This is a genomic window from Aquimarina amphilecti, assembly GCF_900109375.1.
GTDB classification, from domain to species: domain Bacteria; phylum Bacteroidota; class Bacteroidia; order Flavobacteriales; family Flavobacteriaceae; genus Aquimarina; species Aquimarina amphilecti.
This window is the reverse complement of record NZ_FOAB01000004.1, coordinates 449,962-462,466: the sequence shown is the minus strand read 5'-3', so window position 1 is coordinate 462,466 and position 12,505 is coordinate 449,962. Positions and strand designations below refer to the sequence as shown.

General features: G+C 32.9%; 10 protein-coding genes. 3 read left to right on the top strand and 7 right to left on the bottom strand.

Annotation, left to right across the window (positions count from 1 at the left end):
- Window position 1: 1 nt before the first annotated feature.
- From BMY33_RS12685 to BMY33_RS12670, 4 genes are all read right to left on the bottom strand, one after another.
- A complete protein-coding gene (locus BMY33_RS12685; RefSeq protein ID WP_091409017.1) occupies window positions 2–1,003 on the bottom strand; it encodes an AAA family ATPase in 1,002 nt (333 codons plus the stop codon).
- A gap of 14 nt (window positions 1,004–1,017) precedes the next feature.
- Window positions 1,018–1,638, bottom strand: a complete 621-nt coding sequence (locus tag BMY33_RS12680) for a DUF4159 domain-containing protein (protein ID WP_091409014.1) — start codon at window positions 1,636–1,638, stop codon at window positions 1,018–1,020.
- Between the two features lie 199 nt (window positions 1,639–1,837).
- Complete coding sequence (locus BMY33_RS12675; protein ID WP_091409010.1) at window positions 1,838–3,154, bottom strand: TldD/PmbA family protein; 1,317 nt, start codon at window positions 3,152–3,154, stop codon at window positions 1,838–1,840.
- Between the two features lie 31 nt (window positions 3,155–3,185).
- Window positions 3,186–4,826, bottom strand: a complete 1,641-nt coding sequence (locus tag BMY33_RS12670; RefSeq protein WP_091409008.1) for a TldD/PmbA family protein — start codon at window positions 4,824–4,826, stop codon at window positions 3,186–3,188.
- Window positions 4,827–5,365: 539 nt separating this feature from the next.
- Here BMY33_RS12670 and BMY33_RS12665 point away from each other — a divergent pair.
- Window positions 5,366–5,941, top strand: a complete 576-nt coding sequence (locus BMY33_RS12665; protein ID WP_091409006.1) for a uracil-DNA glycosylase family protein — start codon at window positions 5,366–5,368, stop codon at window positions 5,939–5,941.
- Window positions 5,942–6,291: 350 nt separating this feature from the next.
- A complete protein-coding gene (locus tag BMY33_RS12660; protein WP_091409004.1) occupies window positions 6,292–6,546 on the top strand; it encodes a hypothetical protein in 255 nt (84 codons plus the stop codon).
- Between the two features lie 101 nt (window positions 6,547–6,647).
- On the opposite strand, the gene BMY33_RS12655 is transcribed toward BMY33_RS12660, so the two are convergent.
- Window positions 6,648–7,169, bottom strand: coding sequence for a DinB family protein (locus tag BMY33_RS12655; RefSeq protein ID WP_091409001.1), 522 nt, complete (start codon window positions 7,167–7,169; stop codon window positions 6,648–6,650).
- A 414-nt stretch (window positions 7,170–7,583) separates the two neighbouring features.
- Between BMY33_RS12655 and BMY33_RS12650 the strand changes: the two genes are divergently transcribed.
- Complete coding sequence (locus BMY33_RS12650) at window positions 7,584–7,805, top strand: hypothetical protein (protein ID WP_027391981.1); 222 nt, start codon at window positions 7,584–7,586, stop codon at window positions 7,803–7,805.
- Window positions 7,806–7,879: 74 nt separating this feature from the next.
- Here the strand turns inward: BMY33_RS12650 and BMY33_RS12645 are convergent, their stop codons facing one another.
- Together BMY33_RS12645 and BMY33_RS12640 are read right to left on the bottom strand one after the other, a co-directional pair.
- Window positions 7,880–9,718: a YfiR/HmsC family protein gene (locus BMY33_RS12645; protein ID WP_091409000.1), complete on the bottom strand. Its 1,839-nt coding sequence runs from the start codon at window positions 9,716–9,718 to the stop codon at window positions 7,880–7,882.
- Window positions 9,715–12,420, bottom strand: coding sequence for a TonB-dependent receptor (locus BMY33_RS12640; RefSeq protein WP_244543013.1), 2,706 nt, complete (start codon window positions 12,418–12,420; stop codon window positions 9,715–9,717). The genes BMY33_RS12645 and BMY33_RS12640 overlap by 4 nt, the downstream gene beginning before the upstream one ends.
- Window positions 12,421–12,505 lie beyond the last annotated feature (85 nt).

The following is a 12,505-nucleotide window of genomic DNA, read 5'->3' as shown; positions in this document are numbered from 1 at the left end:
TCTAAGCTCCTACTTTTATATCTTCTAATAGATGATGTGTTACATTATCAGAAGTAATCCCTTCTGATTCTGCTCTAAAATTAACGATAACTCTATGTCTTAAAACAGGAATAGCCACGTGTTTAAGATCCTCTAAAGTCACTGATAATCTTCCTTGTGCTAATGCTCTTGCCTTAGCCGTTAATATCATTGCTTGACCAGCACGTGGTCCTGCTCCCCAATTGACCCATTCCTTTACATAAGAATTCCTTGTTGTTTCTGGTCTGGTAGCTCTTATAATTTTACTCACAAAAGAAATCAGATCATCACTTATAGGGACTTCTCTAACCAGATGCTGTAATCTAATAATATCATCTCCCGAAATCACTTTATTCAAGGTTTCATTTTTTGCACCTGTCGTATTTTTTAGAATTGTTGTTTCGTCTGACTCCGTAGGGTATCCAATTTTTATGTACAATAAAAACCGATCTTGTTGTGCCTCTGGCAGTGAAAATGTTCCTGATTGTTCTATTGGATTTTGCGTAGCAAGAATAAAAAATGGTTTGTCTAATTCATATGTTTTTCCAGAATAGGTTACTTCAAACTCTTGCATTGCTTCTAACAAAGCCGCTTGTGTTTTTGGTGGTGTACGATTGATCTCATCCGCCAATATGATATTAGAAAAAATAGGTCCTTTATTAAATTTAAAAAATTTCTTTCCTGTGCTATAATCTTCTTCCAGTATCTCTGTACCAATAATATCAGACGGCATTAAATCAGGAGTAAACTGAATTCTCTTAAAGTTTAAGTCTATAGCTTGTGCCAATGTTCTTATCATTAAGGTTTTTGCCAAACCAGGAACGCCTTCTAATAGCGCATGGCCGCCTGCAAGAAAGGTAATTAATAGTTGTTCTATAGTTTCTTCTTGGCCTGTAATGACCTTCCCTATTTCCTTTCTTAACTTCTGAAGTTTTTCGGTAAGAATATGTACTTCTTGTTCTATATCTACTAACTCTTTATCCATATGAATACTATCTTTTATGATGTTAATGCATACATCACGATATTAACACCAAATCGGGTATTATCTATTTTATACCACCGTTTATTCCTAAAATCATAATCCCATTCGCAACCATAATCCTTGTTACTGAATAAAACCCCTATCCTACCATTAATCACTATTGCTTTTAAATAATCATGTACGATATCATCTCCCCAACCATTTAATTCCTGAGATGTAGTGGGCGGTCCATCCTCAAACTCAAAAAATACCTTATAAATTTCGTGATCATTCGGTATCTTTTTTAACGCTTGCGGACCGAAAATATCCCCCATCTGCCGAACAAAAGATTTAGAGAATAACCCATCGATATCGTGATTACAATCATCTGCAAAAACAAAACCACCATTGTTTACATACTTCTTAAAGTTTTCTCTTTCCTTTTTAGTGAACTGTACTAACTTATGACCAGAAATATAACAAAATGGGCTTTTGAAAATTTCATCACTACTTAATGAAATAATCTTCTCCTGAGTATCTACCTTTAATGTAGTATACTCCACAAGAGAATTTAACAGGTTAGAAGGCATCCTTTGGTCTACATCCCAATCTCCTGATTCGTATTGTAATCGTGTAAAGAAAAATTTATTGCTCAATATGAAATTAACTAGGTATACTAACGAAACAATATAGATCATTAAATACTAAATGATCTAAAATTAAAGTTAATTAGGATTCTCTTAAATCAATTACTACCATTAGAGCGCAATTAAAAAATATGTGATTTACACTATACATTTTAACTACGCTCTATCTGATAGTTTCTAATTTTTAGTTAAGACAGTACTTATAAGATTATACTGCATCAGAAAGACTGGTAAAGGTAAAGTCTCGTATCTTCATATAAGGCACCAGATTTCCGTCAATCCTAACCTGCTTCCCTAGAGTTTCTAGGTTATTTAGCATAATGATTGGACTCTCGTTAAATCTGAAATTCTTAACTGGATATTTAATCTTTCCGTTTTCTATATAAAAAGTTCCATCTCTGGTTAGTCCTGTGTATAATAATGTTTGTGGATCTACAGTTCTGATATACCATAATCGTGTAACTAAAATACCTTTCTTAGTTCCTTTGATAAGATCTTCTAATGAAGCATCACCGCCCTGCATAATAAATCCGTTAGGAAAAGGAACAGGATCTACTCCTTTTTTCTCTGCCCAATAACGACTATACGCTAAGTTTTTTACTGCTCCATTTTCTATCCAACTCGTCTTTTTTAGTGGTTGTCCTGAACCGTTCCAAGTTCCTGTAGGCACTTCTGGATTTAACGGATCTGACCAAATATTCACTCGCTCATCTACGATCTTTTCTCCCATTTTGGTTCCTCCACCTTCTTTAGACATAAAACTACGTCCTTCATCTGCGGTACGTGCATTAAATGCAAATGCCATATTACCTAAAAGACCAACTGAAGCTGCTGGCTCTAAAATAACCGTATATTTTCCTGGCTCTATTGCCTTGGCTTCCTTAGACATTACAGCTTTGTTGATCGCTACGTTTGAGGCTTCTACCGCATCAAACTTAGAAATATCATTGTAATCTCTTGTCACCCAACCAGATCCAGTACCGTCATTACTACGCATAGTTACTGTAAAACTAGCATCAGTAAATTGGTTGTATGCGAACAAACCACTAGAGTTCATCATTGCGCTAAAACCTGCCGAGTCATTAAAGAACCCCGCCGCAGTAACATCCTTAGCAGCAGCTGGTTCGATACTGCTATTAGCAACTTCTGCACGATATTCTGGTGATACCTTTGCTGTGGCTTCTTTATATGTAATCGATTTATCGTATGTCTGTGGTCCCAGTGGGGCCATGAATTCTGGATTCTCTGGAGAGAGTTTTGCCAGTTCTTCAGCTCTTTTTACCACTTTTTTTAATGACTCATCATCAAATTCATCAATCGTAGCAGTACCCGATTTTTTTCCAAAATTAGATTGTACAACCAAGGTTTGATTCGATCTGTGTCCTGCTGTAGACACTGTATTTCTAGCATAACGGATATTACCACTTTCGCTTCCGCTTAAATTTACTTCACAAGCATCTGCAGTAGAAAAGCTCAATGCCTTTTCCATAATCTGCTTTGCTTCTTCTTTAGAATATATTGCCATGATATTTTTTATTTGTAAATAAGACTGTGATTTAAATTTTTCTACCTGTGTTGATCACATTCACACCATTAAAACGTGTGGTAGAACTTCCATGAGATACAGCACTTACTTGCGAAGGCTGTCCTTTACCATCAAAGAATGATCCGAACATTCGGTAATCATCTTTGTCACATATCTTAGCACAAGAATTCCAGAACTCTTGTGTATTAGATTGATACGCTACATCATCTAGCATACCTACAATTTTTCCATTTTTGATTTCAAAAAATACAGTTCCACCAAATTGGAAATTATATCGTTGTTGATCTATAGAATAAGAACCTCTACCTGCTATGTAGATCCCTTTTTCTACGTCTTTGATCATATCATCTATAGAATACTTCTCTTTTCCTGGTTCTAAGGAAACATTAGGCATACGCTGGAATTGTACATCATTCCAACTCTGAGAATAACAACATCCATGAGATTCTTTTTGATCTATCATGTGAACCTGATCACGTATTGCTTGGTAATTGGTTAATACACCATTACGCACTAAGTCCCATTTCTTTGTTTTTACTCCTTCATCATCATACCCTACAGCTCCTAAGGAACCTACTTGGGTTTTATCTGCCACAAGGTTTACAATATCACTACCGTATTTAAAGTTTTTAGTCTTCCATTTATCTAAGGTAGCAAAACTTGTTCCTGCATAATTAGCTTCATATCCTAAAACTCTATCCAATTCTAATGGATGTCCTACAGATTCGTGAATTGTTAAACCTAAATGATTTGGTTCTAATACTAAATCGTATTTACCAGCTTCAACAGATTTAGCAGTTAATCTTTGCTTCGCTTGCTTAGCAGCTATAGTAGCATCTTCTATGATATCATAACTTCCACGATATAGATTGAGCCCTTCAGGGCCTTTTAGCTTTTCTGAAGCTAATCCATCCATATACTCATACCCCATTCCCATCGGAGCACTCATTGCTTGGCGTGATTTAAATTTACCAGTACCTTTATCAATTGCGGTAACTGTAAATGTTGGCCAGATACGATGTACATCCTGATCAATATATGATCCATCGGTAGATGCAAAATATTTCTGCTCATTTACCATAAAGAGTCCAGAATTCACATAATTAGCTCCGTTCTCTAATGCTGCTGCATTTGCCGATAGTAATAAGTCTACTTTTTCGGAAACTGGTACATCTTTAAAATCCTTTTTAATAGGAGTTTTCCAAGATACTTCTCCATGCGATTTTACAGGAGCCAGCTTTACTTCTTCTTTTTGAAATTTGGAATTTGCTTTTGCAATTGCTACTGCTTGATCTGTAGCTTTCTTAATTCCGTCTTCGGTAACACTATTGGTAGATGCGAATCCCCAAGTACCATTAACAATTACTCGAATTCCGATACCAAATGATTCTGTATTAACCACGTTTTGTACTTTATCTTCTCGAGTAAATACATATTGGTTTAAATACCTACCGATTCTGGCATCGGCATATGTTGCTCCCAATGATTTTGCAGTATTGAGCGCTACATCAGCCATTCGTTTTTTAATGGCTATATCCATTCCCGGATTAAGCAGTGCTTCTGCGGGAATATCATTTCCCAGAAGTAGTGAAGGCATCATTAAAGCACCTGCTCCTAATCCTGTGTATTGAATAAAATCTCTACGTTTCATAAACCTCTTTTTTGATTGAGTGAATATTAAAATAAGTCTGATGAACTTTTTCTTGTAAAAAAGTACTTTAGCTAATCAATTACTAGAAGAGATTCCTAAAGTTTTGTTACAAGACTAACTTCCGTTAGCTTTAAAAGTAGAAAAATAATATCAAACCACCATAGGCCTAGAGACTACCTACATCGGATCTGCATTGCAGGATTCCGCAAAACAAATCTTGTAACAAAAACAACATAAGAGACTGATAAACAATACATTAAAATCATTTTTTAAATTAAATAATTCTCAATAAAACAGTCAAAAAGTGACAAAAAAATCAGTAAAAACACACATGCTTAAATTTTTGTTAAACTTTTAAGTGCTTCTTTATTAAATACTCAAAAAAACGACCAAACCAATAATATTTATTATTATAAACTATGAACTCTCATTTAATATTCGAGAAACTGGATTAAATATATTGTACTTATAACAAGCTTATTATTAAAACAATCTGTTAGAATATTTTGTAATTTAACCTTCTAAATTCCCAACTTTATATGGACACTCTTTTATCTTCAATTTCTAAATGTGACGTATGCGCCAAAAAATTAGAACTAGGTCCTAGGCCTATCGTCTCTGCTAGTACACATAGCAAAATTGTAATTATAGGACAAGCTCCCGGAAGTGTTGTTCATAAATCTGGAATTCCGTGGGATGATAAAAGCGGACAAAACTTAAGGGCTTGGATGGGTATTGATAATGACACTTTTTATAACTCGGAAATTACTGCATTGGTTCCAATGGGTTTTTGTTATCCTGGAAAAGGCAAATCTGGAGATCTCCCTCCTACGAAAGAATGTGCTCCATTGTGGCATCAAAAATTGTTAAGCACTATGAAAGAGGTAGAACTCATCTTACTAATTGGAACGTATGCACAACAATACTACTTAGGAAACAGACTCAAAAGAACACTTACAGAATCTGTGAAAAATTATAAAGAATATCTCCCCAATTATTTTCTATTACCTCATCCATCTCCAAGAAATAACATATGGCAGGCTAAAAACGAATGGTTTAAAAAAGAAATAATCCCCGAATTACAACTTCACATTAAGTCGATTATCGCATCATAATTCATATAACATCTTAAAAAAATAGCTGTCTTTCTGAACACCTATTTTTATTAATGCAACAACTTTTATAAACAATATTAATATTATTACAGAATAGTATATCTCGTTATTCCTGAGCCTCTCTAAGCTATGAAAATAAAATGCTAAATCCTTAAAAAATAGTTAATTATAATCAAAACTATATTAATTCTATCTTATCTTTAAGAAAAAACAAAGCCCCTATATCTTTTTAAAAAGATCATTTACAACTGTATTGTTTATTTTATTTCACTTTTATAAATATGAGACACACTCCCTGAGTGTCTTTTAAATTGTTCAGGGAATTAATCATTTTTAAAATAATTATCATCATGAAAAAAAAGTTATTAAACCTGGGGCGAACACTAGACAGAAATCAGCAAAAAAACATTAAAGGAGGTATGGTTGGGCCTATAGAAGTAGGTGATGAAATAATATCTGATTCATGCTCTAATCGACCATGTGTATTAAATTCTAATGATTGTCCTGCTGGTGAAGTTTGTACATCATTCACTACCAGAAAAGAATTTAGCGGAGGCGGTACCACGGTAGTTTGGTATGAAAATGAAAATCTTTGTGCTTGTTAAAATGTATTTAGTTTGAAACCAGAAGTTTGAAACTTCTGGTTTTTATTTTTTATAAAGACTATGTTAGTCAATATCTCCAAAGCTATATTAGTGAATTAAAGTTATACTAAATATCTTTCTTTAATAATGTCAATATGCCAAATCTCATGACCAATAATTGTAAATGCTGCTGCACGAGCAGACATATCCCCTCCACTAGCATTACCTATGTATGTTAACTGATAATCCGTAACACTATTAATAAAGGAAATAGAACTCTGTCTCACTATTTCGAATTCACTTATCAATTCGGTCATCGATTTTTGATTCGCTCCTGAAGGATCTACATATATATTCTGATCATACCCTGCCAAAGAAGTTTTATCATTTCTAGCAATACGGAAACATCGATACATGAATACACGCTCAGTATCTATTAAATGTTGTAAAATCTCTTTTGGACTCCACTTATTATTATCATACCTATATTCTTGCTTATCTGTAGAAATCGACTCAAAAAAGATTTTTACAGTATTTCGACCTACTTCGAAACCTTCTCTCAAATCTTGTTTTGGAGATACTTTATCAATATATCTACCATAATATCCATCATACTCTTTAGAACTCAAATCTCCGTTATACATTTTTTACATTTTTTAGTATATCTACAATGATATTACTTCTTAAAAAAATATTTGTAGTCCAGTTTTTATATAATGGAGATCCCAGTCCTATTTATTTACAATAAAAATATTATCTATTTATTTTTCTGAAAATAATAGATTATCAAATTATAAAATGGATAAAAACTTAAAAAACAATGTATTTAATTAGTTAAATATTTGAAGTAAACACAACATTTGCTAAAAAAACATCTATTTATCAAAACCAAGTATAATCATCATTTATCATTTCATTTATTTCAGTTATATATAAGAGATGATAAATGTGGTTTTTTTTTATATATTTACCCCAAAAGTGTTAAATTAAAGGCTAAATAGTTTATTTTTTTATCAAATAGTCTAAAACATTTTTATTATTACAATAAATATTGAGTTATGGAATTAATGGAGAAAGCACGTGAGTTTGAGGGCAGAAGTATGAGCAATATGTCCACTAGTGATCGAGTTGAAGCATCTAGAGAAGCAAAAGATCTCGTTTTGAGTCTTAATGAAATCTACAAACAAAATAAAGATCCGGAGATCATGGAAATGATGAAGATCATCACTGCTAAAAAACAAAAAATTGAAAAAAGACTTAAGGGTAGACCTGAAGTTTAAAAAACAATGTATATGATAAGTAAACTATATAGTATAGTTTACTTATCATATATTACTTATTAATTACTTTGTTATTATTCTGGAATCGTAAAGTAAAAGGTTGTTCCTTTTCCTTCTATTGATTCTAACCAAATTTCGCCGTTGTGAGATTCTACAATTTTCTTGCAGTGCGCTAATCCTATTCCAGTACCTTGATATTTTTCTCTGGAATGTAATCTTTGGAAAATTGCAAAGATTCTATCTTGATGAATTTTGGGAATTCCAATTCCATTATCCTTAACTGAAAACTCCCAATATTTTTTGGATGGGTTATCTTTATAATGTTTTTGGACAGCTCCTACTTGAATTTCTGGAATAATATCGTCCTCTATAAATTTGATTCCATTACTTACTAAGTTTTGTAACAATAATCGTAATTCTACAGGATTACCATTTATAATAGGTAATTTTTTTGAATCTATTTTAGCATTAGTCCTTTCCAAAATATTTTTAAAATCTCCTTTTAGTTCTGAAAAGATTTTATTCATATCCACTTTTGTAAAATCCCTCGTTCTACCTAATCTAGAATATTCTAATAAAGAATCTATAAGCTTCTTCATCCGAATACTAGCGTCCTTTATGAAATTAAGGCTTTCCTTTCCGATATCATCAAAACTATCGCCATAATCCTCTGATATTAAACCTATAAAACTGGAAATTGTATTTAAAGGTTCTTGCAAATCGTGACTAGCGATATACGCAAATTGTTCTAGTTCTTTATTTTTTGATTCTAGCACTAATGATTGCTCGTGTATTTCTTTATTCTTTTCCTCTAGGGACGCATTCAATCTTTTTTTATTGAGATAACTTCTATATATAAAAAAACCTCCAATTAGAATTAGAGCGATCAACGCAATTAAGTACCAATTAATCTTTTTTTGATTATCTATCTCTGAACGTTGTTGTTCTAAAATTTCCTCTTTTTTTCTAATCTCTTCATTCTGTTCCTCCAAATACTCTTGTTGCTTTTCAATCTCCTGAATACTCGCTTCAATCTTTTTTTCTTGAGTTTTTATAAATGTAACTTGATCTTGAATATTTCTCTCTAGCTCTTTTTCTATAAGTAATTTTTCTTCGTATTTCTTTTCTTGTATTTTACTTTCACTTGATAGCTTTTCAATCCAATTATTTCTATCTACTATACTCCCTTGGATTGTATCAATAGCCCTTGCTTGATTTGATATTTTTTCTTCTTGTTGCTTTATTTGTTCTTCTTTATCCTTAATAGCAACCTTCTGTTCCTCATTTTCGTCTAAAGCTTTTTCTAAGGATTCTTCTACTGTTTTAAATAAACCTTTCCATTTTTGAGAAGACGTAATTGCGTATTGTTCTAACGAGGGAGCTGTTACAAAACCTTCATTTTTAATTCGATTTACATTAATCTCGTATTCAAAAGAATCGCCAACATTAACCATGTTGATCATAGAAGAATTATAAAAGTAATCTTCTGTAACTAGTAATATATTTTTTTCTGAAATTTTGCCAAGAATATAATTTATATCATAATTATACTTATTATGAACATATAACAACTGAACATCTTTAATACTTTTTACAAATTGAAAACGAACAATTTCTACCGGCTTTCCAAAAATCTTCCTTTTTTGAGCCATTGATTTTAGGTCGATGATTGTTCTATCTGGTCCCAAAACCCCAATTTTAAAAGTATCTATCTCATCTATTTCTGGCCAGCCTACTTGTTGCGCAAAATTATATATGAATATGGCACGTTGTACTCTTTTCACTTCTTCATTAGCTGTCTCCTGAGCAATAAGGTTGTTAGCCCCAAATACGGAAAACCAGGCTAACAATGCGATTAAAACATATTGCCTATTCCATTGAATACATAAAAAAATACACAAATTATTAATCATAACTTTAACAATAACCGAAGATAATAATTAGCACCATTAACTCCGAATTGTTGTACTCTTCTGCTGTAAACAAAATTGCCGTTACTAGTATTTGCTGAATGTTTATGTCTATCTGGATAGACATTAAAAATGTTGTTCCCTCCTAGTGTACATTTCACATAATCATTAATCTGATAAGAAACTGCTAGGTCGGTTGTTAGTTTTGGAGAAAATGTTTGATCACGAGATTCTATATTTCCGGTATAATTATTTAGTACCCAATTTGATTGATCTCCATCATCCGGATGTACGAACTTTACTTCTCCAAATAAAGTATTAACCATTTGTAATCGAAATTTACCAAACTCATACGAAAATAAAGAGTTTACTTTATAATTAGGTTGTGCAGACTCTACTCTTGCAATCTCTTCTCTATTAAAAAGTACGTCCTCTTGACCAATAAGAGAAGGAGATACTTTTATATTTCCTTTTACCTTAGTACTAGTAATATTAGCGCCTAAAGAAGCGCCTAATTTTCCACTACCAAGATCTTCTTTATAATGTATTGCTAGATCTCCTCCTGATGTTTTAGAATCAATAGCATTGGTAAAAAACTGAGCCGCACCTACCCCAAATGGTTCAAGAATTGTTTCATACCCTTCTGCAAATCTACCAGAGAGTACAATTCTGTCATCAATATTAATTAAGTAGTAATCAAAAGTAAAAGTGAAGTTATCATTCAATTTCCCACTTACTCCGGCACTAAAATGCTTGGATAATTCTGGTTTTAATTTATCAATCTGAAATGCTTCTGTTGCTACAGCACTTTCATTATTAAATGTCCCTACCTGAATACTTTCTCCATTTACAAATTGTGTACTAATATTTTGGAAAAATACTTGATGCAATGATGGTGCTCTAAAACCTGTAGAAAATCCTGCTCTAACACTTATACCATCATTAATTCTATATCTACTTGATAGTTTCCAGATAGCTTGTCCTCCAAAATCATTATAGGCTTCATATCTTGCTGCTGCTTTAACCAATAATTTTTCTGATATGTTAGTCTCAACATCAAAATAGGCGGAACTATTTGTTCTAAAACGATTTAGTTCATTTTCTGGTTGAAAACCAGGAAAAACTTGAGCTCCGGCAGCTCTTGGAAGCTCATCTCCAAATTCATCAAAATAGGTACTACCACCTGCTATATATGATGCTTCTTCTCCTGCAATAATTTGATAATTCTCTACTCGCAATTCTGCTCCGAATGCTATATTAACTCCTTTGAGCCAATCAAAAGTTTTAGAAATATCTAGATTCGTAGTATTTTGTTGGTACTCAAACCCGCCGGCATAGAAAGTTCTGGGCGAGGCTACTCCTAACGAAGCATTATTAGAATTATTTACTGTATAATCTAAACTATTGATACCAATAGAGTGACTAAAATCTACATTCCATCCATTCTTGACTCCTCTAATTCCACCTGCCACTACATCATCCTGAATATCTGTTAATATCTGAGGAGAAAAACCATTAGGAAATAACTCTGGAACTACTCTATCCTGATCCTTTGGAAAACGATAAAATCCAGCTGCCATCCCTTCTCTATAATTTCTTCCTCCTTGTAGGTAAAATGTTGCTTTTTCGGACATTTTGATTTCTCCATTAAATGCCAACGTAAGGTTTTGCGTTTCTGCACTTCCAATTTCCATAACTCTATTTCCGGAATAGCCTGTTTGGTCAAAGAAATTATTTTCTTGGATCAACCTCTGATCTTCTACAAGATCTTCAGTATATACAGTACCTGTATAATCTCCAGCCCTATTTATCGACTCTCTATCTCTATATTCGGCAGTTACATTGATATATCCTTCTTTTCCAATTTTTAATCCAAAATTAGCCGCAGAATACGTAGTGAAACCATCTCCTTCTGTCGTAATACCAACCCTATTATCTATATTAATGACCTCTGTTTGTTTCTTTAAAATAATATTTATCACACCTGCTATTGCATCTGATCCATATTGAGAAGTTGCTCCATCACGTAATATTTCTATTCGCTCTATAGATGCTATAGGAATCGCATTAAAATCAGTCCCCACTGTACCCCTACCAACAGTTCCATTTACATTTAACAAAGAGCTATTATGCCTGCGTTTCCCATTCACTAATACTAAGATTTGATCAGGTCCTAAACCACGTAAAGTTGCTGGATCAATATGATCCGTACCATCCGCTATGGTTTGATTAGTAGAGTGAAAAGATGGAACTAAATAATGTAAAATATGGCTTAACTCTATTTGTGAAGAATTAGTAATCTCCTGAGGAGAAATAATATCTACAGGAGCTGTTGTTTTAAGTAAAGATCTTGGTTTTGCTCTGGAACCGACTGAAATGGGTTGATCTATAGAAAACCCCGTTTCTAGAACAAAATCCAACTGGGTAGTTTCTCCCACATTTACGATTGTAGTCTTTGAAACTGAGTTATACATCACAAATCCAGCTGTAAGAACATACTCGCCTTCTTCTACATCAAACGTATAGTTTCCATTTACATCCGTTGTAGTGTTTTGATTAGTCCCTTCTATACTAACTCTTGCTCCCGGTAAACTACCAAATTGATCGGAAACATTCCCAGAGATAGTTGCTCTAGATTGTGATAAAGTTATTTGACAAAAAAAGAATATTGAGGCGATACAGGATATAGTCTGTAATCTAACCATAAAGGTAATTTTAAATTTATTTCCTATTAAAACGTTTGTGTTCTTAAACCGTTTGTGCAATATAAATAATAAAAAACAAAAGTTT